The 25,211-nt window shown below is 67.0% G+C and carries 22 protein-coding genes; 10 read left to right on the top strand and 12 right to left on the bottom strand.

The genetic code is table 11. The features are described 5' to 3' along the window. The first annotated feature begins 96 nt into the window (after positions 1–96). From rpmB to nadB, 3 genes are all read left to right on the top strand, one after another. Positions 97–330: a 50S ribosomal protein L28 gene (gene rpmB, locus LIN44_RS04675; RefSeq protein ID WP_006575661.1), complete on the top strand. Its 234-nt coding sequence runs from the start codon at positions 97–99 to the stop codon at positions 328–330. Positions 331–343: 13 nt separating this feature from the next. Beyond that, on the top strand, positions 344–514 hold the full coding sequence (gene rpmG / locus LIN44_RS04670; RefSeq protein ID WP_010814980.1) for a 50S ribosomal protein L33: 171 nt from the start codon (positions 344–346) through the stop codon (positions 512–514). A 178-nt stretch (positions 515–692) separates the two neighbouring features. Beyond that, positions 693–2,285: an L-aspartate oxidase gene (gene nadB, locus LIN44_RS04665; protein ID WP_227313702.1), complete on the top strand. Its 1,593-nt coding sequence runs from the start codon at positions 693–695 to the stop codon at positions 2,283–2,285. 61 nt (positions 2,286–2,346) lie between these two features. Here the strand turns inward: nadB and nadC are convergent, their stop codons facing one another. The 6 genes from nadC to purN all read right to left on the bottom strand — a co-directional run bounded on the left by nadC (position 2,347) and on the right by purN (position 9,596). Next, complete coding sequence (gene nadC, locus LIN44_RS04660) at positions 2,347–3,210, bottom strand: carboxylating nicotinate-nucleotide diphosphorylase (RefSeq protein ID WP_227313701.1); 864 nt, start codon at positions 3,208–3,210, stop codon at positions 2,347–2,349. Next, positions 3,207–4,361, bottom strand: coding sequence for a quinolinate synthase NadA (gene nadA / locus LIN44_RS04655; protein ID WP_227313700.1), 1,155 nt, complete (start codon positions 4,359–4,361; stop codon positions 3,207–3,209). Before nadA ends, nadC begins: the two co-directional genes overlap by 4 nt. A 126-nt stretch (positions 4,362–4,487) precedes the next feature. Beyond that, complete coding sequence (locus tag LIN44_RS04650) at positions 4,488–5,678, bottom strand: acyl-CoA desaturase (protein WP_116337759.1); 1,191 nt, start codon at positions 5,676–5,678, stop codon at positions 4,488–4,490. 394 nt (positions 5,679–6,072) lie between these two features. Next, a complete protein-coding gene (locus tag LIN44_RS04645) occupies positions 6,073–7,467 on the bottom strand; it encodes a mechanosensitive ion channel family protein (protein ID WP_227313699.1) in 1,395 nt (464 codons plus the stop codon). A gap of 60 nt (positions 7,468–7,527) precedes the next feature. After that, the gene (locus LIN44_RS04640; protein ID WP_227313698.1) at positions 7,528–8,931 is read right to left on the bottom strand and encodes an RsmB/NOP family class I SAM-dependent RNA methyltransferase; all 1,404 of its coding nucleotides are present in this window, start codon (positions 8,929–8,931) and stop codon (positions 7,528–7,530) included. After that, a complete protein-coding gene (gene purN, locus LIN44_RS04635) occupies positions 8,928–9,596 on the bottom strand; it encodes a phosphoribosylglycinamide formyltransferase (protein WP_227313697.1) in 669 nt (222 codons plus the stop codon). The genes LIN44_RS04640 and purN overlap by 4 nt, the downstream gene beginning before the upstream one ends. 252 nt (positions 9,597–9,848) lie before the next feature. Between purN and LIN44_RS04630 the strand changes: the two genes are divergently transcribed. Next, positions 9,849–10,508: a response regulator transcription factor gene (locus LIN44_RS04630; protein WP_012353747.1), complete on the top strand. Its 660-nt coding sequence runs from the start codon at positions 9,849–9,851 to the stop codon at positions 10,506–10,508. 48 nt (positions 10,509–10,556) lie between these two features. Here the strand turns inward: LIN44_RS04630 and LIN44_RS04625 are convergent, their stop codons facing one another. Then, complete coding sequence (locus tag LIN44_RS04625; RefSeq protein WP_227313696.1) at positions 10,557–12,371, bottom strand: hybrid sensor histidine kinase/response regulator; 1,815 nt, start codon at positions 12,369–12,371, stop codon at positions 10,557–10,559. Positions 12,372–12,641: 270 nt separating this feature from the next. Here LIN44_RS04625 and LIN44_RS04620 point away from each other — a divergent pair, with 270 nt between their 5' ends. From LIN44_RS04620 to dut, 5 genes are all read left to right on the top strand, one after another. Further along, the gene (locus tag LIN44_RS04620) at positions 12,642–13,646 is read left to right on the top strand and encodes a bifunctional riboflavin kinase/FAD synthetase (protein WP_227313695.1); all 1,005 of its coding nucleotides are present in this window, start codon (positions 12,642–12,644) and stop codon (positions 13,644–13,646) included. A gap of 120 nt (positions 13,647–13,766) precedes the next feature. Continuing rightward, positions 13,767–16,658 carry an isoleucine--tRNA ligase gene (gene ileS / locus LIN44_RS04615; RefSeq protein ID WP_227313694.1) on the top strand — a complete coding sequence of 964 codons (2,892 nt, stop codon included), beginning with the start codon at positions 13,767–13,769 and terminating at the stop codon, positions 16,656–16,658. Continuing rightward, positions 16,658–17,188 carry a signal peptidase II gene (gene lspA / locus LIN44_RS04610; protein WP_227313693.1) on the top strand — a complete coding sequence of 177 codons (531 nt, stop codon included), beginning with the start codon at positions 16,658–16,660 and terminating at the stop codon, positions 17,186–17,188. The genes ileS and lspA overlap by 1 nt, the downstream gene beginning before the upstream one ends. A gap of 47 nt (positions 17,189–17,235) precedes the next feature. Further along, the gene (gene coaBC, locus LIN44_RS04605; protein WP_227313692.1) at positions 17,236–18,438 is read left to right on the top strand and encodes a bifunctional phosphopantothenoylcysteine decarboxylase/phosphopantothenate--cysteine ligase CoaBC; all 1,203 of its coding nucleotides are present in this window, start codon (positions 17,236–17,238) and stop codon (positions 18,436–18,438) included. 29 nt (positions 18,439–18,467) lie between these two features. After that, positions 18,468–18,968: a dUTP diphosphatase gene (gene dut, locus LIN44_RS04600; protein ID WP_227313691.1), complete on the top strand. Its 501-nt coding sequence runs from the start codon at positions 18,468–18,470 to the stop codon at positions 18,966–18,968. A 56-nt stretch (positions 18,969–19,024) separates the two neighbouring features. On the opposite strand, the gene LIN44_RS04595 is transcribed toward dut, so the two are convergent. From LIN44_RS04595 to clpS, 4 genes are all read right to left on the bottom strand, one after another. Further along, a complete protein-coding gene (locus tag LIN44_RS04595; RefSeq protein WP_227313690.1) occupies positions 19,025–19,873 on the bottom strand; it encodes a VOC family protein in 849 nt (282 codons plus the stop codon). Between the two features lie 44 nt (positions 19,874–19,917). Next, positions 19,918–20,925: a tripartite tricarboxylate transporter substrate binding protein gene (locus tag LIN44_RS04590; RefSeq protein ID WP_227313689.1), complete on the bottom strand. Its 1,008-nt coding sequence runs from the start codon at positions 20,923–20,925 to the stop codon at positions 19,918–19,920. A gap of 128 nt (positions 20,926–21,053) precedes the next feature. Beyond that, the gene (gene clpA / locus LIN44_RS04585) at positions 21,054–23,348 is read right to left on the bottom strand and encodes an ATP-dependent Clp protease ATP-binding subunit ClpA (RefSeq protein WP_012353756.1); all 2,295 of its coding nucleotides are present in this window, start codon (positions 23,346–23,348) and stop codon (positions 21,054–21,056) included. Beyond that, a complete protein-coding gene (gene clpS, locus LIN44_RS04580) occupies positions 23,345–23,671 on the bottom strand; it encodes an ATP-dependent Clp protease adapter ClpS (protein WP_010814998.1) in 327 nt (108 codons plus the stop codon). Before clpS ends, clpA begins: the two co-directional genes overlap by 4 nt. A 511-nt stretch (positions 23,672–24,182) precedes the next feature. On the opposite strand from clpS, the gene LIN44_RS04575 reads away from it, so the two are divergent. Continuing rightward, on the top strand, positions 24,183–24,389 hold the full coding sequence (locus LIN44_RS04575) for a cold-shock protein (RefSeq protein ID WP_012353757.1): 207 nt from the start codon (positions 24,183–24,185) through the stop codon (positions 24,387–24,389). Positions 24,390–24,628: 239 nt separating this feature from the next. On the opposite strand, the gene LIN44_RS04570 is transcribed toward LIN44_RS04575, so the two are convergent. Then, the gene (locus LIN44_RS04570) at positions 24,629–25,090 is read right to left on the bottom strand and encodes a VOC family protein (RefSeq protein WP_227313688.1); all 462 of its coding nucleotides are present in this window, start codon (positions 25,088–25,090) and stop codon (positions 24,629–24,631) included. Positions 25,091–25,211 lie beyond the last annotated feature (121 nt).

Raw genomic sequence — 25,211 nt, 5'->3', positions numbered from 1 at the left:
TTTTGCTGAAGTCTCAACCGCTGCAGTCCGGGCCCGCGCGCCTTTTGTTGATCTGTTGCGAACATTGTCCACGAATAGAAGATTTAGGAGTGCTTCATGGCACGCGTCTGTCAAGTGACCGGGAAAGCGCCGATGGTCGGCAACAACGTTTCCCACGCAAACAACAAGACCAAGCGCCGTTTTCTGCCCAACCTGCAGAATCGTCGTTTCTTCGTTGAATCCGAAAACCGCTGGGTGAGCCTGCGCGTCTCGAACGCCGGCCTGCGCCTGATCGACAAGAAAGGCATCGACTCCGTGCTCGCCGACCTGCGCGCACGCGGCGAAGTCTAATTAGGAGTACATCATGGCAAGCAAGGGCGGCCGCGACAAGATCAAGCTGGAATCGACCGCAGGTACCGGTCACTTCTACACCACCACCAAGAACAAGCGCACCATGCCGGAAAAGATGGAGATCATGAAGTTCGATCCCGTCGCCCGCAAGCACGTCGCTTACAAGGAAACCAAGATCAAGTAATTGATCCGGTATCCCGCCAGAAAGCCCCGCCATGCAGCGGGGCTTTTTGTTGCCCGTCGCTTTTTGTTGCGCTCGATTGCACCGGGCCGGCGCATTGATGCACGGGACGGCGCGCCGGGTGTAGACTTTGCCGTTTCCCCCAATCTGCCAAGCGCCCTGCCGGCGCTCTCCTTGCACCATGAATTACGACGTCGCCATCGTCGGCAGCGGCCTGGCCGGCCTTACGGTCGCATTGCAACTGGCCGACACCCACCGGGTGGCCATCCTCAGCAAGCGCGCCATGACGCAGGGCGCCAGTGATTGGGCGCAAGGCGGCATCGCCGCGGTGCTTGACTCCGGCGACAGCCACGACGAGCACACCCAGGACACGCTCGTTGCCGGTGCGGGGCTGTGCGATGAAGAGGCCACGCGCTTTATCGTGGAGCATGGGCGCGAGGCCATCCAGTGGCTGATCGACCGCGGCGTGCCGTTCACCCGCGACGCGCAGGCCGAGCTGGGCTTCCACCTGACGCGCGAAGGCGGCCACAGCCGCCGGCGCATCATCCACGCCGCCGACGCCACCGGCCATGCGGTGGTCAGCACGCTGCTGCAGCAGGCCACCCGGCACCCGAACATCACCATCCTGGAAGACCACTTCGCGATCGACCTGATCACGTCGCGCAAGATGGGGCTGCCGGGCAACCGCTGCTACGGCCTGTACGTGCTGGACGATCGCACCGGGGCCGTGCACACCCTCACCGCCACGCACACCGTGCTGGCCGCCGGCGGTGCAGGCAAGGTCTACCTCTACACCACCAACCCCGACACGGCCACCGGCGACGGCATCGCCATGGCGTGGCGCGCGGGCTGCCGGGTGTCGAACATGGAATTCATCCAGTTCCACCCGACCTGCCTGTACCACCCGTATGCCAAATCCTTCCTGATCTCCGAAGCGGTGCGCGGCGAAGGCGGCCTGCTCAAGCTGCCCGACGGCACCCGCTTCATGCCCGAGCACGATGCGCGCGCCGAACTGGCACCGCGCGACGTGGTCGCGCGCGCGATCGACTTCGAAATGAAGAAGCGCGGGCTGGACTGCGTCTATCTCGATATCACGCACCAGCCCGAGGCCTTCCTGAAGGAGCATTTCCCGACCATCCACGCGCGCTGCCTGGAACTGGGCATCGATATCACGCGCGAGCCGATCCCGGTGGTGCCGGCCGCGCACTACACCTGCGGCGGCGTGGTCACCGACACCTCGGGACGCACCGACATCGGCAATCTCTACGCCGTCGGCGAGACCGCCTGCACCGGCCTGCACGGCGCCAACCGGCTGGCTTCGAACTCGCTGCTCGAATGCATGGTGATCGGCCGCGCCGCCGCTGAAGACATTGCCTCGCAGGACAAGGCCGGCGCGCCGAATATCACGCTGCCGGCATGGGACGAGAGCCGCGTGTCCGATGCCGATGAGGAAGTCGTGGTGTCGCACAACTGGGACGAACTGCGCCGCATGATGTGGAACTACGTCGGCATCGTGCGCACCAGCAAGCGCCTGGAGCGGGCGCAGCACCGCATCGTGCTGCTGCGCGAGGAGATTGCCGAGTATTACGCCAACTTCCGCGTCACGCGCGATCTGCTGGAACTGCGCAACCTGGTCGAGGTGGCTTCGCTGATCGTCGACAGCGCCTACTCGCGGCATGAAAGCCGCGGGCTGCATTTCAGCCGCGACTATCCGGATTCGTTGCCGAAGGCGCTGCCGACGGTGATGCAGCCGCCTGCGGTTCGCAAGCGTTGAAGCACAACAATCAAGTGACTGTGTGCTCCCTCTCCCGCACGCGGGAGAGGGGAGCACCCCCTCAGCCGATGATCCGCAGCGAGTAATCCGTCGCCCGCACGTCCTTGGTCAGTGCGCCCACCGAGATCCGGTCGACGCCGGTCTCGGCGAAGGTGCGGATGGTCTCGGCATTGACGCCGCCCGACACTTCCAGCAGCGCCCTGCCCTGGTTGATCTTCACGGCGTCCTGCATCATCGGCACCGTGAAGTTGTCGATCAGCACCGACTTCGCCCCCGCGGCCAGGGCTTCTTCCAGCTCGGCCAGGGACTCGACCTCGATCTGCACCGAAGCCTGCGTATCGAGCGCCAGCGCCACCCGCATCGCCGCGCCGATGCTGCCGGCCGCGGCGATATGGTTCTCCTTGATCAGGATGCCGTCATACAGCGCCAGGCGCTGGTTCTCGCCGCCGCCGATACGGACCGCGTACTTCTGCGCCAGGCGCAGGCCGGGCAGCGTCTTGCGGGTATCGAGCACGCGCGCACGGGTGCCGGCGATCAGGTCGGCATAGCGGCGCGTGACGGTGGCCACGCCGGACAGCAGCTGCAGGAAATTCAGCGACGGGCGCTCGGCGGTCAGCAGAGAGCGGGCCGGGCCGGTGATCTCGCAGACCACCGCGTCCGGCGCCATGCGCTCGCCTTCCTGCTGCAGCCAGCGCACCGCCAGGGCCGGGTCGACCGCGCGCATGCACGCGTCGAACCACGGCTGGCCGCACAGCACCGCCGACTCGCGCACGATCACGCGCGCGTGCGCGGCCTTGTCCGCAGGCACCAGCAGGCCGGTCAGGTCGCCGCTGCCGACATCCTCGGCGAGCGCGGCCTGCACGTTGGCCTGCAGCGCTGCCTGCAGCGCCGGGCCGTAGCTATCGAAAATCGGATTCACGCTCATGCCGGGCCGATCCCCTGGAACAGCGCCTGCTCCTTGGCCAGGTCGGCCGAGGGGCGCACATTGCGCTTCTGCGCGGCAGCGAAATCCAGCATGCGGTTGATGCAGGTTACCGCCTGGCGGCCGATCACCGGATCGACATGGATCTCGTTGCGGCCGGTCTCCAGCACCTCGGCCAGGTTGGTCAGCGCATTCATCGCCATCCACGGGCAGTGCGCGCAGCTCTTGCACGTCGCGCTGTTGCCGGCGGTCGGCGCTTCGATGAAATGCTTGCCGGGCGCGGCCATGCGCATCTTGTGCAGGATGCCGTTGTCGGTGGCAACGATGAATTCGGTCGCGTCCAGCTTCTGCGCGGCCTCGATCAGCTGCGAGGTAGAGCCGACCACATCGGCCTGCGCCACCACGTTCTCCGGCGATTCCGGATGCACCAGGATCTTGGCGTTGGGGAATTCGCGGCGCAGCAGGTCCAGCTCGATGCCCTTGAACTCGTCGTGCACCAGGCACGAGCCCTGCCACAGCAGCATGTCGGCGCCGGTCTGCTTCTGGATATAGCTGCCCAGGTGCTTGTCGGGTGCCCACAGGATTTTCTTGCCCTGCGCGTGCAGGTGCTCGACGATCTTCAGGCCGATGCTGGAGGTCACCATCCAGTCCGCGCGCGCCTTCACCGCGGCGCTGGTGTTGGCATAGACCACCACGGTGCGATCCGGGTGCGCGTCGCAGAAGGCAGCGAACTCGTCGGCCGGGCAGCCCAGGTCGAGCGAGCAGGTCGCGTCCAGGTCCGGCATCAGCACGGTCTTTTCGGGGCTGAGGATCTTGGCGGTCTCGCCCATGAAGCGCACGCCGGCCACCACCAGGGTTTTGGCCTCGTGGTCGCGGCCGAAGCGGGCCATTTCGAGGGAGTCGGAGACACAGCCGCCGGTTTCCTCGGCGAGGTCCTGCAGGTCGGCGTCGACATAGTAGTGCGCCACCAGCACCGCATTGCGCTCCTTCAGCAAGCGGCGGATACGCGCCTTCAGCGACTGCCGCTCATCGGGCGACAGCACCGGCGGCACCTTGGCCCAGGCATGGGCCACACAGCTGGCGCCAGCGGCGTTTTGGGCACCCGCCAGGTTCGGCTTCTCGAACTCGACGGTCTTGATCGATTGTGGGGTCATCTCCGGGTACTCCTCTAGACCTCCGCCAACAGGGTGCGGCCGGCCAGAACATGGGGGAGTTTATCTAAAACAAAAGCCCCGCCATGGGCGGGGCTTTGTCAAACCATACGGCGCGGCCGAATTGTATCAGGCGTAGCGGCGCAGGCGCAGCGAGAAATCGTGCAGCGCCTGGATACCGCTGGCCTCGGCACGGTGGCACCAGGCCTGCAGCTGCTGCAGCAGCTGCTCGCGCGTCAGGTTGGAACGGCCCCAGATGGCGGCCAGTTCACGGCGCATTTCGACGAAGGTCTGCAGCGCCTTGTTCTGCTCGACGATGCTCGCCAGCTGCTCGCGCTGCTGCGCGGCCAGCTTGGTTTCCTCGCGGTGGAACCACTTGCTGGCGGGCTTGAAGCTGCGGTACTCGGCCACGCGGCCTTCCTTGAGCTTTTCCAGCTCCTGGCGGAACGCGCCCTTGACGGCCTTGGCGTAGCGCGCCATCACGTCGTAGCGGTTGGCGATGATGGCTTCCAGCGTGTTGTGGTCGACCGGACGGGCTTCCACCAGGCGCGCCTTGGGCGGGGTCTTCTTGACCTTGGCCAGGCCGACCGCCTGCATCGCGCGGATATAGCCCCAACCCACGTCGAACTCATACCACTTGATCGAGAACTTGGCCGAGGTCGGGTAGGTGTGGTGGTTGTTGTGCAGCTCTTCGCCGCCGATGATCAGGCCCCACGGCGACACGTTGGTCGAGGCGTCCTCGCAATCGTAGTTGCGGTAGCCCCACCAGTGGCCCAGGCCGTTGATGATGCCGGCGGCGTGGATCGGGATCCACAGCATCTGCACCGCCCACACGGTCATGCCGATCACGCCGAACAGCGCCAGGTCGATGATCAGCATCAGGCCGACGCCCTGCCAGGTGAAGCGCGAGTACAGGTTGCGCTCGATCCAGTCATTGGGGCAGCCGTGGCTGAACTTGGCGATGGTTTCCTTGTTCTTGGCCTCGGCACGGTACAGCTCGGCGCCTTCCAACAGCACCTTGCGGATGCCGCGCGTCTGCGGGCTGTGCGGATCGTCTTCGGTCTCGCACTTGGCGTGGTGCTTGCGGTGGATGGCGGTCCACTCGCGCGTGACCATGCCGGTGGTCAGCCACAGCCAGAAGCGGAAGAAGTGTTGCGCGATGGGGTGCAGATCCAGCGACCGGTGCGCCATGCAGCGGTGCAGGAAGATGGTGACGCCGGCGATCGTGATATGCGTCATCACCAGCGTGTAGATGACGATCTCCCACCAGGTCCAGTTGGCAAGGCCGTTGGCGGCCCAGTCAAGAATAGTGTCGAACAAACTGTTCTCCGTCGGTTAAACAGGGATTTTCCCGTGCAAGCCGGCTGGGCCGGTACACACAACGCGCAGAAAAAATAGCTGCGAATCTGTTGATTGCGATAGCTGTCTGGCGCTTGCCACGGGACCCGAAGTCGCTCCGGGCTCCCCCAGGGCAGGCGCATCCGGCGCCGGCCGTGGCAGCGGCTCATGCATGCGAGCCAGGTACGAGCCGCTGCAATCTGGCGGCTGTCTGATGTGGGAGCGGGATGTCTCAACCCGCGACAACCCGGCATTCTACCGGATCGCCAAGGGCGCAAGCATACGCTATTTCCCGGATTTGGACGGGGCGCAACGGTTTTCGTTCCTTGCGTGCCGGATCCGTCGCTCGCCCGGCGCTATGCCTCGCCGGCCACTCTCAGGAGGCGTTGGCAGCCTCGGCCAACGGGTTCGCCTTCGGTGCGCCGGGGCCAGGCAGCGTCTCATGCATCACCCGCAGCTCGCGTTGCGGGTATGGGATGGAGATGCCGTGCTCGCGCAAGGTGCGCCAGATGGCGCGGTTCATTGCCGACTGCACCCCCAGCTTGCCGTTTTGCGGATCGGCCACGAACACCGCGACTTCGTACTCGATGCCGCTGTCGGCGAACAGCACCAGGAACGCCGCCGGCTCCGGATCCGGCAGCACGCGCGGCAGTTGGCGCACGCATTCGGTCAGCAGCGCGATCACGGTCTCGGGATCGGCGCTGTAGTCGACCTGCACGCGTGTCGCCACGCGCACGTTGGTATTCGAGAACGAATGGTTCTGCACCGACTGCGCCACCAGCTGCTCGTTCGGCACCAGCGTCTCGCCGTCGCCGTTGCGCACCACGGTGTAGCGGGTACGGATCTGCGACACGATGCCGGTGTACTTGTCCACCGTGATCTGGTCGCCGAGCTTGACCGAGCGGTCCAGCAGGATAATGAAGCCCGAGATGTAATTGCTGGCGATCTTCTGCAGACCCAGCCCCAGGCCCACGCCGAGTGCGCCGCCGAAGACCGACAGCACGGTCAGGTCGATGCCCACCAGCGACAGGCTCAGCAGCAGCGACACCAGCAGCAGCAAGGCCTTGGAAATCCGCGTCAGCACCACCTTCAGGTTGCCGTCGAGGTTGGCCGAACGCATCAGCCGCTCTTCCAGCCACGAGCCGAACCACAGCGCCACCAGCACCGTCAGCAGGATCCAGACCACCGCCATCAGGGTCTCGGCCACGCTGATCTTCTGCTTGCCGCCGATGGAGAAGCGCACGCTCTCCATCCAGCCCACCACGTCGCCGAGCACGCCCAGCACGTACAGGGCCATGCCGATCCACACCAGCGTGGTCAGCACCTTTTCCACCAGCAGCAGCATGCCGTGCAACTGGCCGCTGCCGGACATCACGCGGCGCAGCACGTAGAAGGTGAAGTTCAGCGCGGTGATGCCGAACAGCGGCACCAACGCCAGCCGCAGCACGCTGACCGGGATCAGCGGCGCGAGCGCGAAGCGGGCCACCAGCACCAGCGCCCAGCCGGCGAGCGGAAACATCGCGCGCTCGAGGCTGGCGGCGGCAAAGCGCACCGAGAAGCTCGAATCTTCGTAGCGTGCCTCCAGCCGCCGCACCACCAGGCGTGCCAGCGGCCAGGCCACCAGCAGGCAGCCGGCCAGCACCAGCCATTGCCAGAAAAAGCCGGGGCCGCCGGCATCGCGGATCAGGTCGTCCAGCATCTTGCCGAACATCGAATGCGAGGCTTTCAGGTCCTTCAGGCCGCCGAGGTCGGACAGGGTTTCACCGTTCATGGTGCAGAGTCAGTGTGGGCCGCCCGCGCGCGCGGCGGGCGGCGCGGCTGGGAACCGCGATCAGCTGGTGCGCTCCAGCACCGCGGCAAAGAAGCCATCGGTCTGGTGCAGGTGCGGGTACAAGGCGAACATGCCGTTGTCCGGCAGGCCCGGCACTTCGATCTTCTGCTCGGCCAGCACTTCGGCGGCCGGCACCAGGCGGAAGTTGGGGTGCGCCGCAAGGAAGTCGCGCACGATCTGCTCGTTTTCGGCTTCCAGCACGCTGCAGGTGGCGTAGACCACGCGGCCGCCGCCTTTGACCAGGCGCGCCGCGGAATCGAGGATCGCAGTCTGCTTGGCGGTCAGTTCCAGCACCGACTCCGGCGATTGCCGCCACTTCAGGTCGGGATTGCGGCGCAGCGTGCCCAGGCCACTGCACGGCGCGTCCACCAGCACGCGGTCGGCCTTGCCGGCCAGGCGCTTGATCTTGGCGTCGCGTTCCGAGTCGATCAGCACCGGATGGACGTTCGACAGGCCGCTGCGCGCCAGCCGCGGCTTCAGGTTGGCCAGGCGTTTTTCCGATACGTCGAAGGCGTAGAGCCGGCCGGTCGAGCGCATCGCCGCGCCCAGCGCCAGGGTCTTGCCGCCCGCGCCGGCGCAGAAGTCGACCACCATCTCGCCGCGCCGCGGCGCAACCAGGCTGCACAGCAGCTGGCTGCCTTCGTCCTGCACCTCGACCAGGCCATTGACGAAGATCGGCAGCTGGTTCAGCGCCGGCTTGCCGGTCATGCGGATGCCGGCCGGCGCCATCGGCGTGGGCTCGGCGCCGAGGCCGGCGGCCTGCAGCTCGGCCAGCGCGGCCTCGCGGCTGGTCTTGCCCAGGTTGACGCGCAGGTCCAGCGGCGCCGGGCGCAGCCAGGCGTCGCCCAGGGCCGCCGCAAAGGCTTCGCCATGCTGGCGCACCAGTTCGTCGTACAGCCACTCGGGCAGGTTGGCGCGCACGCGCGGCGCCAGGCTGGAGCGCTCGATGGTGGTCAGGCGGTCCAGCCACTCGGCTTCGTCGGGATACAGGAACGGCGACAGCGCATCGCGGCCCAGCGTTGCCGCCAGCCCCAGCAGCGCCAGGCGGCGCGAGGCCGCGCCGGTGCCGCTCTCGGCAAACTGGGCAAACTCGACGCGCCGGCGCAGCACCGCGTAGATCGCTTCGGCAATGATGCCGCGCTCGCGGTGGCCCAGCTTGGCGTTCTCGCGGAAGTAATAGCTGACCACCGCATCGGCGGGACGCGCGAACAGCATGACCTTGCCCAGCAGGCGATCGATATGCTGGATGTGGGTGGCATGCAGGCCGCCATGCGTGCGCGTGGGTGCGCCGTTGGCACCGCTGGCATGGGGCGACTTGCGGATCGGGCTGCTCTTGCCCTTGCTGCGCGCGGGGGCGCGGCCCTCGCCGCGCGGGGAACGGTTGCCTGCCTGGGTACGGCTCATGCCTGGACTCCTGCCGCCGGGGTCGCGGCGGAGATGGCCATCAGCAATTGCGGTTCGGCCGGGTTGATAACGTTGACAACGCCGTTGTGGAGCTGCAGCCGGTCCTCGACGAACCACTGCACGGCGCGGGGGTAAATCACGTGCTCGCACGCAAGCAGGCGCTCGGCCAGGGTCGCGGGCGTGTCCGCCGGCAGCACGTCGAGCGCGGCCTGGATCACGATCGGGCCATGATCCAGCTCCGGTGTCACGAAATGCACGGTGGCGCCATGCAGCTTGACACCGGCATCCAGCGCCTGCTGGTGGGTATTCAGGCCGGGGAAGCATGGCAGCAGCGACGGATGGATATTCAGCAGCCGCCCCGCGTAGCGGTCGACAAAGCCGGGCGTGAGTATACGCATGAAACCCGCCAGCACCACCAGGTCGGGCGCATGGGCGTCGATGGCCTCGGCCAGCGCGGCGTCGAAGGCGGCGCGGTCGGGGTGCTGGCGATGGTCCACCACGCCGGTTTCGATGCCTTGCTGGCGCGCAAACTGCAAGCCCGCGGCGTCCGGCCGGTTCGACAGCACCGCCGCCACGCGGGCGGGCCAGCCGCCGCTCGCGCAGGCACGGACGATGGCTTCCATATTGGAGCCTCGCCCGGAAATCAAGATAACAATTTTTTTCATCGCGCAATTCTACCAAGGCGGGCGCTAAACTCCGGTAAAGCCAAACCAGTACGTGCTTAATTCACGTAATCCGGACAGGCGGCAATTCGCTCGCTTGTGGTAGCGAAGCCCTATCACCCGATTGACGGATTGTGACGCTTCGCCCCCTCTGATAGAGTGGGCCCTACGTCCACGCGCCATTCCTGTGCATGACACAGGTCCTCCGGAGAGGTGACAACAAGGACGAAACGGGATATTTGAACGGGAATTCGCATGTCGAACGCTGCACCGACGTTGTTGGTGGTCGATGATCATCCTATGGCCTTGTCAGGGACCACCGCCTTTCTGGCCGAAGTCATGCCGGATGTGGCAGTCCATGCCGCCGGCAGCGCCCGCGAGGCCCTGGCCAGCCTGCAGCAGGGCTTGCGCCCCGATATCGTGCTGCTCGATATCTGGCTGAACGACGGTACCGGCTTCGATGCCATGCAGACGTTCAAGACCGTCATCCCGGGTGCGCGCTTTATCTTCATGTCGGCCGAGGCCACGCCTGAAATCGTCGGCCGCGCCCGCGCGCTGTCGGCGTGCGGCTTCGTCGGCAAGCACCTGGATGCCAATGCCTTCACCGCCGCGGTGCGCAAGGTGCTGGCCGGCGACACCGCCTTCCCCACCGATGAAGCCCTCAACGGGCGCGCGCAATCGTTCGGCCCGGCCCACGGCATCCCGGTCACGCCCGCGGAACTGGGCCTGACGCCGCGCCAGGGTTCGGTGCTGGCGCTGGTGCTGGAAGGCCTGCCCAACAAGGTGATCGCGCGGCGGCTGGGGCTGACCGAAAACACCGTCAAGGAACACGTGTCCGCCATCCTGCAGCGCCTGGGCGTGCGCACCCGCATGCAGGTGATGTCACGCATGGAACGGTTCCGGCTGCGCCAGTAAGGCGAGCCCTTTTCCTACCCAGCCAGCCTGGAGCGCCCGCCGCTCGCCCTAGGCGGGCCGCAGCCAGCGCCGCAGCAGCATCCGCAGCGAGGCCGGATCCACCGGCTTGGGCAGCACGAAATATCCCGCCTCTTCCGCCGCGGCCAGCGCGGCGGATTTCAAATCCCCCGTCAGCAATGCGCTGCGCGCCTGCGGCTGCGTGTTCTGCCAGCGCTCGAGCAGGTCCAGGCCGTTCTCGCTGCCGGGCAGGCGCAGGTCGCAGAAGATGATGTCCGGGCGCAGGCCCTGGGCAAACAGCTTGTCGGCCTCGGCACCATGCGCGGCGCAGGCCACGCGGATGCCCCAGGCCTCCATCAGCGCAATCCAGGCCTTGCGGATCTGGCTGTCGTCGTCGACCACCAGCACCGTGCCCTGCAGCCGGTCGGGCTTGGCCTCCTCGGCCTGCGCCATGGCGCGCATCTCGCGCACGCTGGCGACGGTCTCGGCCGGCACCGGCGCCAGCGCGAACCAGAACACCGAGCCCTTGCCCGGCACCGAGCGCACGCCATAGGTGCCCCGCATCAGCCGCACGCATTCCTTGAAGATCGCCAGCCCCAGGCCCAGCCCCTGCGACGGATCGCGCTGCGGGTTATGGACCTGGTAGTACGGCGAGAAGATGTCCGGCAGATGCTCGGGCGTGACCCCGGCGCCGGTGTCCCACACCTCCAGCCGCACGTTCTTGCGGCGCTGGCGCGCGGTCACCAGCACGCCGCCGCGCTGGGTATATCGCAGCGCGTTCTGCACCAGGTTGAACAGTGCCCGGCGCAGCAGCACCGGTTCGGCCATCGCGTACAGCTCATCCGGTACGCGCGGGGTCAGGGTCAGCCCGCTTTCGCGCGCATCGGCGGCAAACTGGCTCATCACGTCGCGGATCAGCGCGCCCAGCTCGCACGGTTCCAGCGTCGGCAGCACCTTGCGCCCTTCGAGCTTGGACAGGTCCAGCAGCGAGCGGAACAGCAGGTCGATGGTCTGGGTGCCCGCCGCCACCTGCTCCACCAGCGGATGCAGCGCGCTCGACTGGTTGCGCGCGCGCAGCGCCTCGACCAGCATCACCAGCGCATGCACCGGCTGGCGCAGGTCATGGCTGGCCGCGGCCAGGAAGCGCGATTTCTCTTCGCTGGCATGCAGCGCGCGCTCCTTTTCGTCCTGGAACTGCTTGGCCAGGCGCCGGCTGTCGCCCTCCAGCTGGATCGCGCGCACCAGCGTGACCTGCAGGTTGAAGGCGTGGCGCGACAGCATTAGCGCGTAGATCGCCAGCAGGCCCTGCACATAGACGCCATGGCCGGGGAAGGCAAATTCCGCCATCAGCAGGTTCGGCACCAGGATCGGCACGCCGGCGTAGACCAGGTTTGACGGCACCGGCGCCTGCGATACCGCGCCGCCGGCCAGCACCCCGAGCGTCAGCAGGTACAGCACGCTCGAGAATACCGGCGAGCCTGTATACAAATGCAGCAGCGCCGAACTGCCCCAGGTGACGCCAGTCAGGAAAGCGACCGCGCGCATGTTGTTCCACCACTTGCGTGTGTGCGCGGAACGGCTCATCAGGGCGTGGTCGCGCTGGTAGCCGATGTAGAACCACAGCCCGCCGGTGGTGAGCAGCAGCATCACCGCGCACCAGCCCAGCAGCGCGGCGCGGCTGACGTCGTTCCAGAAGCCGATGGTGGTCAGCGCGGGCAGCAGCACCGAGGCGACGATGGCGGTAGGCGCATTCTTGTGCACGATCGCCATCAGCTTGGCGCGCGTTTCGACGTCGAGCTGGGCGCTCGACTGAGGCAGGCCCCGGGGCAGGAGCCGGGAAAAAAACCGATAGGTCAGCGCTTTCAACTGGGAATCAGGAATGGGCCAGGATCGGGCACGCCGCGGGGCGACGCCTGCGGCTGGCCCGTGAGCCATCGCAGTGAGCCACCGACTGAGCCACCGTAGTGAGCCAAAGTGGCGCCTATCATGCCGCCTTTTGCGGCATCGCGCCATGGCGGGAGGGCCGGTTGCGGCACAAAAGCCGCAGCGCGGGGACCGGCCCGGGCCGCAGCAGCGGCAAGCCGATCCATTCGCCTTATAATGCTCGCTTTACCCGAATCGTTTCCCGCCGTCCCCGTGAAAGTCTTCCGCGGCCTGCCCAACGCCGAGAGCCGGGCGCCCTGCGCGCTCACCATCGGCAATTTCGACGGTGTGCATCGCGGCCACCAGTCGCTGCTCGCGCGTGCGCGCGCGGCGGCGGACGCGCGCGGCCTGCCGCTGTGCGTGATGACCTTCGAGCCGCATCCGCGCGAGTTCTTCACGCCGGACAAGGCCCCCACCCGGATCGCGCTGCTGCGCGACAAGCTCGAAAGCCTGCGCCGCAACGGCGTGGACCGCGTGGTGGTGGAACACTTCAACGCCCACTTTGCCGGCCAGTCGCCGCAGGAATTCGTCGAGAACGTGCTCTGGCATGGCCTGCATACCCGCTGGCTGCTGGTCGGCGACGATTTCCGCTTCGGCGCCAAACGCGCCGGAGATTTTGCCTATCTGCAGGAGGCCGGACGCCGCTACGGCTTCGATGTCGAGCAGATGGGCTCGGTGTCCGAAGGCGGCATCCGCATCTCGAGTTCGGCGGTGCGCCAGGCGCTGGCCGAGGGCGACCTGGAACATGCTCGGCGCCTGCTCGGCCATGGCTACGCCATCAGCGGCCACGTGATCCACGGGCGCAAGCTGGGCCGCGACCTCGGCTTCCCGACGCTGAACCTGCGCATTTCGCACAAGCGGCCCGCGGTCAGCGGCATCTTCGTGGTGCAGGTGCACGGCATCGCCGGGCATCCGCTGCCCGGCGTGGCCAGCATCGGTGTGCGCCCCACCATCGAGGACGCCGGCCGGGTGCTGCTCGAAGTCCACCTGTTCGATTTCAATGAAAGCCTGTACGGCAAGCTGGTGCGGGTCGAGTTCATGAAGAAGCTGCGCGACGAAGCGCGCTTCGACTCCCTGGACGAACTCACCGCCGCGATCGCCAAGGACAGCGCCGACGCACGCGCCTTCTTCGGCCTGACGGCGCCAGGCGCCGCGGCGGCGGCGGAAGGCAGCGGCAGCCGCGATTTCGCCACCTCGGCCACCGACCGAATTAGATAGCGGCCGGCGCCCCGCATCCCGCTGCGCGGGCCCGGTTCGCACGCCGCCTGCCCCAGTCTTCACGCGCGCCCGCCGGCCCAGCGCCGGCCGCGCGCCAACCGAATTGCCCTGAGAATCGAAATGTCTGACGACAAACGCGCCAAGCCCGAGAAGAACAAGTATCCCGTCAACCTGCTCGACACGCCTTTCCCGATGCGTGGCGACCTGCCCAAGCGCGAGCCGCAATGGGTCAAGCAATGGCAGGACAAGCAGCTCTACAAGAAGATCCGCGCGGCGCGCAAGGGCGCGAAGAAGTTCGTGCTGCACGACGGCCCCCCGTATGCCAACGGCGATATCCATATCGGCCACGCCGTCAACAAGGTGCTCAAGGACATGATCATCAAGGCGCGCGGCCTGACCGGCCTCGACGCCGTCTACGTGCCGGGCTGGGACTGCCATGGCATGCCGATCGAGATCCAGATCGAGAAGAAGTTCGGCAAGGGCCTGCCGGTGCAGGAAGTCCAGGCCAAGGCTCGTGCCTACGCCGCCGAGCAGATCCAGCGGCAGAGGGTGGACTTCGAGCGCCTGGGCGTGCTCGGCGACTGGGACAATCCTTACCTGACCATGAACTTCCGCAACGAGGCGGACGAGCTGCGCGCGCTCGGCAAGATCATGGAAAAGGGCTATGTGTTCCGCGGCCTGAAGCCGGTTAACTGGTGCTTCGACTGCGGCTCGGCGCTGGCCGAGGCGGAAGTCGAGTACAAGGACAAGGTCGACCTGTCGATCGACGTGGGCTTTCCGTTCGCCGAGGCCGACAAGCTGGCGCACGCGTTCAAGCTGCCGGTCGACCAGATCAACGCCAAACCGGGCTGGATCGTGATCTGGACCACCACGCCGTGGACCATCCCGAGCAACCAGGCGCTGAACGTGCATCCCGAGGTGGAGTACGCGCTGGTCGATACGCCGCGCGGCTACCTGATCCTGGCGACCGAGCGCGTCGAGGAACAACTGAAGGTCTACGCGCTGGAGGGCAAGGTGATCGCCACGGCCACCGGCGCCGCGCTGTCGGAAATCCGCTTCCACCACCCGCTGGCCAAGATGGACGCGGGCTATGACCGCCTGTCGCCGGTCTACCTCGGCGACTACGTCACCACCGATACCGGCTCGGGCATCGTGCACTCCGCGCCGGCGTACGGCGTGGAAGACTTCCAGTCGTGCAAGGCGCACGGCATGCCCGACAGCGACATCATCAGCCCGGTGATGGGCAACGGCGTCTACGCCGGCACGCTGCCGCTGTTCGGCGGCCTGTCGATCTGGGATGCCAACCCCAGGATCGTCGAGGCGCTGCAGGAATCGGGCAACCTGTTCAACTCGCACAAGTACACCCACAGCTACATGCACTGCTGGCGCCACAAGACGCCTATCATCTACCGCGCCACCTCGCAGTGGTTCGCGGGCATGGACGTGGACCCGGCCGAGGCAAACGGCAAGCCCGTGCCGACGCTGCGCGAGACCGCGCTGGCCGGCATCGAGGCGACCGAGTTCTATCCGTCGTGGGGCAAGCAGCGCCTGCACAACATGATCGCCCACCGCCCGGACTGGACCCTGTCGCGCCAGCGCCAGTGGGGCGTGCCGATGGCGTTCTTCGTGCACAAGGAAACCGGCGCGCTGCACCCGCGCACGCCTGAACTGCTGGAAGCGATCGCCCAGCGCGTCGAGCAGCACGGCATCGAAGCGTGGCAGACGCTGGACCCGGCCGAACTACTGGGGGACGAAGCCAGCCAGTATGAGAAGAACCGCGACACGCTCGACGTCTGGTTCGATTCCGGTACCACGCACTGGACCGTGATCCGCGGCTCGCACCGCGACGACCTGTACGACGCGGCCGCCGACGACGCCGACGGCCGCCTGGCCGACCTGTACCTGGAAGGCTCGGACCAGCACCGCGGCTGGTTCCACTCGTCGCTGCTGACCGCGTCGATGCTGTATGGCAAGCCGCCCTACAAGGCGCTGCTGACGCACGGCTTCACCGTCGACGGCGAAGGCCGCAAGATGTCCAAGTCGATCGGCAATACCGTCTCGCCGCAGGACATCGCCAACAAGATGGGCGCCGAGATCATCCGCCTGTGGGTGGCATCGACCGATTACTCCGGCGAGCTGTCGATCTCCGACGAGATCCTCAAGCGCGTGGTGGAAGGCTATCGCCGCATCCGCAATACGCTGCGCTTCCTGCTGTCGAACCTGTCCGACTATGACCACGGCAAGCACGCGCTGCCGGCCGCCGAGTGGCTGGAGATCGACCGCTACGCCGTGGCGCTGACCGCGCAGCTGCAGAAGGAAGTGCTGTCGCACTACGAAGCGTACGAATTCCACCCGGTGGTGGCCAAGCTGCAGACCTTCTGCTCCGAAGACCTGGGCGGCTTCTACCTCGACGTGCTGAAGGACCGCCTGTACACCACCGCGCCGGATTCGAAGGCGCGCCGCGCGGCGCAGAACGCGCTGTATCACATCACCCAGGCGATGCTGCACTGGATGGCGCCGTTCCTGTCGTTCACCGCCGAGGAAGCGTGGCAGGTGTTCGCCCACGGCACCGCGCACACCGACACCATCTTCACCAGCACCTACTACGCCGTGCCGGAAGTCGACGACGCCGACGACCTGCTGCAGAAATGGCATACGCTGCGCGAGGTGCGCGCCGAGGTCACGCGTCAGCTGGAAGCGGTGCGCGTGGAAGGCGAGATCGGCTCGTCGCTGCAGGCCGAGCTGACCATCCAGGCCGGCGGTCCGGTGCTGGAGGCGCTGCAAAGCCTGGGCGACGACCTGCGCTTCGTGCTGCTGACCTCGTCGGCCAAGGTCGCGCCCGCGCCCGAGGCCGGCGACCTGCTGGTGACGGTAACGCCGTCGGCGCATGCCAAGTGCGAGCGCTGCTGGCACTACCGCGCCGACGTCGGCCACAACCCCGACCATCCCACCCTCTGCGGCCGCTGCGACAGCAACCTGTTCGGCGCCGGCGAACACAGGAGCCATGCCTGATGGCATCGACCACGTCCCGTTCGGCGCGCCCGGCGCGCCGCAACAACAAGGCTGCCAGCGGCACCACCCCGCTGCTGTGGATGGCCTTTGCGCTGCTGGTGGTGCTGCTCGACCAGTTCTTCAAGATCGTGATCGTGCGCAGCTTCAGCTACGGCGAGTCGCGCCCGGTGACCGGCTTCTTCAACCTGGTGCTGGTCTACAACAAGGGCGCGGCGTTCAGCTTCCTGGCGGATGCCGGCGGCTGGCAGCGCTGGTTCTTCACCGGACTGGGCGTGGTGGTCGGCGCGTTTATCGTCTGGCTGCTGTACCGCCATACCGGCCAGCGGCTGTTCTGCTTCGCGGTGTCGCTGATCCTGGGCGGCGCGGTCGGCAACGTGATCGACCGCGTGGTCTACGGCCACGTGATCGATTTCCTGGACTTCTACGTGGGCCGCTATCACTGGCCGGCTTTCAATGTCGCGGACTGCGCGATCACGGTCGGCGCGGTGCTGCTGATCGTCGATGAGCTGCGGCGGGTGCGCAAGCACTGAGCGGCGCCGCTACCATTCCCCTTCCCTCCCCAGCCAGGTTCCTCACCATGGATTTGCGCGGCAAGCACATCGTTCTCGGCCTGACCGGCGGCATCGCCTGCTACAAGTCGGCCGAACTGGTCCGGCTGCTGACCAAGGCCGGCGCCACCGTGCAGGTGGCCATGACCGAGGCGGCGACGCATTTCATCACGCCGGTGACGATGCAGGCGCTGTCCGGCCGGCCGGTGTTCCTGTCGCAATGGGATGCGCGCATCGACAACAACATGGCGCATATCGACCTCTCGCGCGAGGCCGACGCCATCGTCGTCGCCCCTGCCTCCACCGACTTCATGGCGCGGCTGGCCAACGGCCTGTGCGACGACCTGCTGAGCACGCTGTGCATCGCGCGCGACTGCCCGCTGCTGGTGGCGCCGGCGATGAACCGCCAGATGTGGGCCGCCCCCGCCACCCAGCGCAACGCCGCCCAGCTGCGCGCCGACGGCGTGGTGATCCTGGGGCCGGGCAGCGGCGACCAGGCTTGCGGCGAAGTCGGCGACGGCCGCATGCTCGAGCCCGAAGAGCTGCTCGACGACATCATCGCCTTCTTCCAGCCCAAGCCGCTGCAAGGCAAGCGCATGCTGATCACCGCCGGGCCCACCTTCGAGGCGATCGACCCGGTGCGCGGCATCACCAACCTGTCCTCCGGCAAAATGGGCTTCTCGATCGCGCGCGCGGCGCGCGAGGCCGGCGCCGAAGTGCTACTGGTGGCCGGCCCCACCGGCCTGCCCACGCCGCGCGGCGTGGTGCGCACCGACGTGCGCAGCGCGCAGCAGATGCATGACGCGGTGATGGCGCAGCTGCCCGGCGTCGATGTCTTTGTCGCGGTGGCCGCGGTGGCGGACTGGCGCCCGGCCGAGGTCGCTCAGCAGAAGCTGAAGAAGGCCAGCGACACCGATACGCCAACGCTGCAGTTCGTGCAGAACCCCGACATCCTGGCCGCGGTCGCGGCCCGTGCCGACGCGCCCTACTGCGTCGGCTTTGCCGCCGAAAGCGAGAACCTGGAGCAGTACGGCGAGCAGAAGCGCCAGCGCAAGGGCGTGCCGCTGCTGGTGGGCAATATCGGCCACCACACCTTCGGCCTGGACGACAACGAGATCGTGCTGTTCGACGCCGCCGGCATGACGCGGCTGCCGCGCGCCGACAAGCTGTCGCTGGCACGCCAGCTAGTCGCGGCGATCGGCCAGCGCCTGCCCGGGCGCGCGCGGCCCTGACTTTTGCAACGCATTCCCCGAGATCCTTTATGACCCAGCCTCTGAACCCGACCGTCGAAATCAAGGTGCTCGATGCGCGCCTGAACGAATGGGGCCTGCCCGCCTACCAGAGCGAGATGGCGGCCGCCATCGACCTGCATGCCTGCGTCGACGCGCCCGTCGCGATCGCAGCGGGCACGCCCGCGCAGCTGGTGCCGGCCGGCATCGCGGTGCACATGGGCAACCCGTACATGGCGGCGACCATCGTGCCGCGCTCGGGACTGGGCCACAAGAAGGGGCTGGTGCTGGGCAATTCGATCGGCGTGATCGATGCCGACTACCAGGGCCAGATCATGGTCAGCGTCTGGAACCGCAACGCGCCGGGCACGGAACCGATCGTGATCCAGCCGGGCGAGCGCATTGCACAGATGATGTTCGTGCCGGTGCTGCGGCCGGTGTTCTCGACGGTGGAGGCATTCAGCCAGGACAGCGAACGCGGCGCGGGCGGCTTTGGCTCGACCGGCGTGCATCACGCCAAGGCTGGTGCCTGACGATCTCTCTGCTTCGGCATCAAGCACTGGCGCCCCGCGGGGCGCCAGTTTGCATTTCAGCCTTGCTGCTCGAACAGCAAGGCCACGCCGCTGGCGGCATGCGCCGGCACCAGCGTCTCGCGCGGGCCCAGGTCGTGGGTCGGCACGCCGTGCTCGCGCCAGCCGGCACGGGCCGCGGCCAGGTCTACGGTGCGCAGGCGGATCGCCGCATAGCCCGGCCCGTCGCGCCGGATATGCGCGGTGCCGGTGGCTGACGCCAGCGCTTGCGGTGTGCTCAGCACCAGCGTGGCATTGTCGACCGCCAGGCTGCTGACATGTTCGCTCAGCTGCGTCAGCTCGCCGCCGGTCAGTTCCGCATAGGCGCGCGCGGCGGCGTCCACCAGCGCAGGGGCCACCACCAGGAACATGGTCGCGATGCCGTGCGCGCCGTTGGCATGGCGCATCCATTCGGGCCGCCACAGCAGCTCGGGCGTGCGGTGCTCGCAGACGAAATAGCGCGCGCCCGGGGCGTCGTCTAGCGCGGTCACGCGAAACGTGGCCGGATGTTCGCTGCCATCGTCGAGCCGCACCGGACGCGAGAATTCGATCGGTTCCGAGATATGCCAGCCGTCCGCGCGCAGTCGCGCCGCGGTGGCAAAGGCATCGGCGCTCTTGCACGACATCGCCGCACAGCCGCCGCCGCGCTGCTGGGCGTCCCAATAATACTGACGGCTGGGACTGGGCGCGGTCACGTGCAGCAGCTCCAGGTAGTCCCGCTGCAGCATGATGCAGTGGTTCTGCGAGCCCAGCGTGTGGTAGCCGCGCGGCGTCAGCGTAAAACCCAGCCGCTGCCAAGCCTGAGCGCCGGCATCGAGGTCTGGGCACACCACCACGGCGTGGTCGAACAGTTCTGCTTGCGTTGCCATCGGCATCCCCCCGGACGCATGGCGCACGGCGGCGCCGGACTGGTTTACTCGAACTGGATATTGGCCTTGCGCGCCACCGCCTGCCATTTGTCATGCTCGCGGCGTACCAGCTGGCCCAGCTCGGCCGGGCTGCCGCCGACGATCTCGAAACCTTGCGCGGCCAGCGCATCGACCACGCGCGGCTGCCGCAGCGATGCGACCAGCGCGTCATGCAGGCGCGCAACCGTCGCCGCCGGCAGGTCGGCCGGACCGAACACGCCGATCCACGAATACGCCTCGAAGCCCTTGAGGCCCTGTTCGGCCACCGTAGGCACCTGCGGCAACTGGCGCAGCCGGCTGGTGCCGGTCACGCCCAGCACCTTGATCGTGCGCGCGGCCACATGCGCCTGCACGGCGGCGTAGCTGCTGAAGAAGATGTCGACCTCATTCGACAGCACCGCCTGCACCGCCGGCCCGCCGCCCTTGTAGGGCACGTGCAGCATATGGACGCCGGCCTCGGTGGCCAGCGCCTCGGCCGCGAGCTGGTTGAGGCTGCCGATGCCCGACGATGCATAGCGCACGCCGTCGTGCCTGGCTCTCGCCAGCGCCACCAGTTCGCGCACATTCGACGCCGGCAGCGCCGGATTGGCGGCGATCACCAGCGGAAAGCGCACCAGCTGCGAGATCGGCGAGAAATCGCGGAAGGTGTCGTAGGGCAGCTGCTTGTAGGCAAACGGATTGATCGCATGCGTGTCGAATGCCATCAGCAGCGTATTGCCGTCGGGCCGGGCCCGCGCCACGGTGCTCGACGCGATCAGCCCGCCCGCGCCGGGCTTGTTGTCCACCACCACGGTCTGTCCCAGCGCCGCCTTCAGTCCCGGCTGCAGCTGGCGCGCGACGATGTCGACACTGCCGCCCGGCGGGAAGGGCAGCACCAGTGCGAGCGGACGGTTGCTGGCGGCGCTATCGGCGGCGCTGGCGACGGTGGCATGGAGCATCGGGCCCGGCAAGGCGCCCAGCGGCAGGATCTTGAGCAGCAGGCGGCGGCGCCGCGTGCGATCGGCGGAGGGCATCGGGTCGTTCGGTTTCGGGGCGCTGGAGGCGTGGGGCGACAGGGAAAAAGAAACAGGGCGGCCGGTCGGCCGCCCTGCTATTTTGCCCGATGATCGACCCCGTTGCTGGCAACGCGGCCGAATATCGCTCAGGCTTCTGCGCGCTGTTCTTCGGGCGCCTCGGGAGGTTCGGGCTCGATCTCGGAGAAATCGAGCTTGATCTGGTCTTGTTCGTCCAGATCGACCACCACCTTGCCGCCGGAGACCAGGCGGCCGAACAGCAGCTCGTCGGCCAGCGCCTTGCGGATCATGTCCTGGATCAGGCGCTGCATCGGACGCGCACCCATCAGCGGATCGAAGCCCTTGTGCGCCAGGAACTTGCGCAGCTTCTCGCTGAAGCTGGCTTCCACCTTCTTCTCGTGCAGCTGCTCTTCCAGCTGCATCAGGAACTTGTCGACCACGCGCAGGATGATTTCCTCATCGAGCGAGCGGAAGCTGATGGTGGCATCCAGCCGGTTGCGGAACTCCGGCGTGAACATGCGCTTGATGTCGGCCATCTCGTCGCCCTGCTCGCGCGAGCTGGTGAAGCCGATGGTGGCGCGGTTCATGGTCTCCGCTCCCGCATTGGTGGTCATGATGATGATCACGTTGCGGAAGTCGGCGCGCCGGCCGTTGTTGTCGGTCAGCGAACCATGGTCCATCACCTGCAGCAGGATATTGAAGATATCCGGATGCGCCTTCTCGATTTCGTCCAGCAGCAGCACGCAGTGCGGCTTCTTGGTGACGGCCTCGGTCAGCAGGCCGCCCTGGTCAAAGCCGACGTATCCCGGCGGCGCGCCGATCAGGCGGCTCACCGCATGGCGTTCCATGTATTCGGACATGTCGAAGCGCAGCAGCTCGATGCCCATGATGAAGGCCAGCTGCTTGGCGACCTCGGTCTTGCCCACGCCGGTGGGGCCCGAGAACAGGAACGAGCCGATCGGCTTGTCGGTCTTGCCCAGGCCCGCGCGCGACATCTTGATCGCCGAGGCCAGCGCCTCGATCGCCGGGTCCTGGCCGAACACCACCGACTTCAGGTCGCGTTCCAGCGTCTGCAGCTTGCTGCGGTCGTCCTGGTTCACGCTCTGCGGCGGGATGCGCGCGATGCGCGAGACGATGTCCTCGATCTCGCCCTTGCCGATGGTCTTCTTCTGCTTGGACTTCGGCAGGATGCGCTGCGCCGCGCCGGCTTCGTCGATCACGTCGATCGCCTTGTCGGGCAGGTGGCGGTCGGTGATGAAGCGCGCCGACAGCTCGGCCGCGGCGGTCAGCGCCGACGACGCGTACTTGACGCCGTGGTGTTCCTCGAAGCGCGACTTCAGCCCGCGCAGGATCTGCACGGTCTGGTCCACCGACGGCTCGACCACGTCGATCTTCTGGAAGCGCCGCGACAGCGCCGCGTCTTTCTCGAAGATGCCGCGGTATTCAGTGAAGGTGGTGGCGCCGATGCACTTGAGCTGGCCCGACGACAGCGCCGGCTTGAGCAGGTTGCTGGCGTCCAGCGTCCCGCCCGAGGCGGCGCCCGCGCCGATCAGCGTGTGGATCTCGTCGATGAACAGGATCGCGTTCGGATTATCCTTGAGCGACTTCAGCACGCCCTTCAGGCGCTGCTCGAAATCGCCGCGGTACTTGGTGCCGGCCAGCAGCGCGCCCATGTCGAGCGAGTAGACCGTCGCCTTTTCCAGGATGTCGGGCACCTCGTTCTTGGTGATGCGCCAGGCCAGGCCTTCCGCAATCGCGGTCTTGCCGACGCCGGCCTCGCCCACCAGCAGCGGGTTGTTCTTGCGGCGGCGGCACAGCACCTGGACCACGCGCTCGACTTCGCTTTCGCGGCCGATCAGCGGGTCGATCTTGCCGGCCTTGGCCAGCGCGTTCAGGTTCTGGGTGTATTGCTCGAGCGGACTTTCCTTGCCATCGCCGCCCTCGCCCTCGCCGGCCGCGTCGCCGTGCTTGGCCGGCTCGGACTGGTCCTTGCGGATGCCGTGGCTGATGAAATTGACCACGTCCAGGCGCGTCACGCCCTGCTGCTGCAGGTAATAGACGGCGTGCGAATCCTTCTCGCCGAAAATCGCGACCAGCACGTTGGCACCGGTGACTTCCTTCTTGCCGTTGGAAGTCGACTGGACGTGCATGATGGCGCGCTGGATCACGCGCTGGAAACCCAGCGTGGGCTGGGTATCGACCTCGTCGGTACCCGGCACCACCGGCGTGTTGTCCGCGATGAAGTTCTTAAGGCTGGTGCGCAGGTCCTCGATATTGGCCGCGCAGGCGCGCAAGACTTCAGCTGCCGTGGGATTGTCGAGCAATGCCAGCAGCAGGTGCTCCACGGTAATGAACTCGTGGCGTGCCTGCCTGGCTTCGACAAAAGCCATATGCAGGCTCACTTCCAATTCTTGCGCAATCATGCTTCCTCCATCACGCACTGCAGGGGGTGCCCCGCCTGCCGCGCGTGCGTTGACACCAGCTCGACCTTAGTCGCCGCGATATCCCTGGTGTAGATACCGCAGACGCCCTTTCCTTCCCGGTGCACGGTCAGCATGATCTGCGTCGCCGTTTCCCGGTCCCTGCTGAAATACTGCTGCAGGATCATCACGACAAACTCCATCGGAGTGTAGTCGTCGTTCAGCAGCACCACCTTGAACATGGCAGGCGGTTTCAGCGCCTGCTCTTTGCGCTCCAGGATGGTGCCCGCTTCGCGTTGTGGGACATTCGCAAGCCGTGTAGCCATGGCTTTATTCTAACCCTTACTCGCAACTCTGCAATTTGGGGAAAAGGCGGTGGATTCAAGAGTCCGGCCACCGGTTTTCCGTGGTAAATGGGAGCGGCTGGTTGCGCGGTAGGCCTTGCAAGGCACGTCGCCGCACCGGCCGAAAATCCGCGCCGCCGGCCGCCAATTCATGGCAACGGTAACACCGGGCGCCGTCCTGTTCCTGCCACACCCTGCTGGCAGTGGGGAATCCGCCAGCTTGACAGTCTCCGGCTTTGCCAGAAAAATCGGTCGCACACCCACCGAAGGCCGGCGAGCCAAAGCAAACAGCCAAGGCGGGTGATCCGTGAGCAGGGAGGCCCACGGCCCGCGGCGGCGAGTCAGCAATCCGACTGGCCGTCTCGCGATAGCACCTCGCCGCGCGTCATCGCCGGCCGCACCTCAGCACGCGGCCAGCCATGGCGCCGCAGTCCGTGCCGTCCGGCTGGCAAGCTTCCCCGCTTGAAAATCTGCTATTTCGTTGGGGGAGTATATGGCAAGCGGTATCGTCAAATGGTTCAATGACGCCAAGGGATTCGGGTTCATCAAGCCGGACGAGGGCGAAGAAGAACTGTTTGCGCACTTTTCGGCTATCCAGATGGCGGGCTTCAAGACGCTGAAGGAAGGCCAGCGCGTCTCGTTCGAGGTGGTCCAGGGCCCCAAGGGCAAGCAAGCCACCAATATCCAGGACGCCAGCTAAGGCGCGCCGCGACCGCATCCCCGGCCACAGAGCCACCGGAGCGGTCAACCAGGGTGTGGGGGACTCGAACCCCCGGAACGGGACCGATGCCAGCGCCCCCGCTGGCCGCCAGGGGCGGCACGGCGGGCACCGGCTCGCATCAGCGGCACGCACACCCGATCGAAAGCCCGGCCTGGCGCCGGGCTTTCTGGTTTTTGGCGCCGGCCTTGCGGCCATCCCGCGCCCGCTTCGATGCCGGTTCAGGCCCAGCCGTCGATGCTCAGGCCGCTGGCCTGTTCTGCCTCGTCTTTGGTGACCTTGCGCACAGTCTGGCCGAAGGTCCAGACATGGCCCTCGGCATCGCGGGCGGTGTAGGTGCGGTCGCCATAGAACTCGTCCTGCGGCTCGCGCAGGATCGCGGCGCCGGCGGCCCGGGCCCGCGCGCAATGCTGGTCGAGCCCGTCCGGCAGATGCACGTGCACGGTCTGGGTGTTCTTGCCCCCGATCGATGCCGGGCTGGCGGTGAAGTCGGCCCACTCGCTGCCCACCATCAGGTAGCTGTCGCCGAAACGCATTTCGGAATGCACCAGCTGTCCTTGCTGGTCGCGGATCACCATGACCCGCTCGAAGCCGAATGCCCGCTCCAGCCAGTCCAGCGCCGCCAGCGGATCCTTGTAGAACAGGGCCGCGCCGAAAGCGGTGCGGCGGAAGGGATCGTCCATGCCAGTCTCCCCGGGCCGGGATGCCCGTCAGTCCCTGAAGTTCTAGCCAACGCCGCGGCGCCCGGCAAGAAAAAACCCCGGTACTGGCTATCCAGCACCGGGGTTTTGTAGACAGCCCGCC

The organism is Cupriavidus sp. MP-37 (genome assembly GCF_020618415.1).
Classification (GTDB): Bacteria; Pseudomonadota; Gammaproteobacteria; order Burkholderiales; family Burkholderiaceae; genus Cupriavidus.
This window is presented reverse-complemented; position numbering and strand designations above follow the sequence as displayed.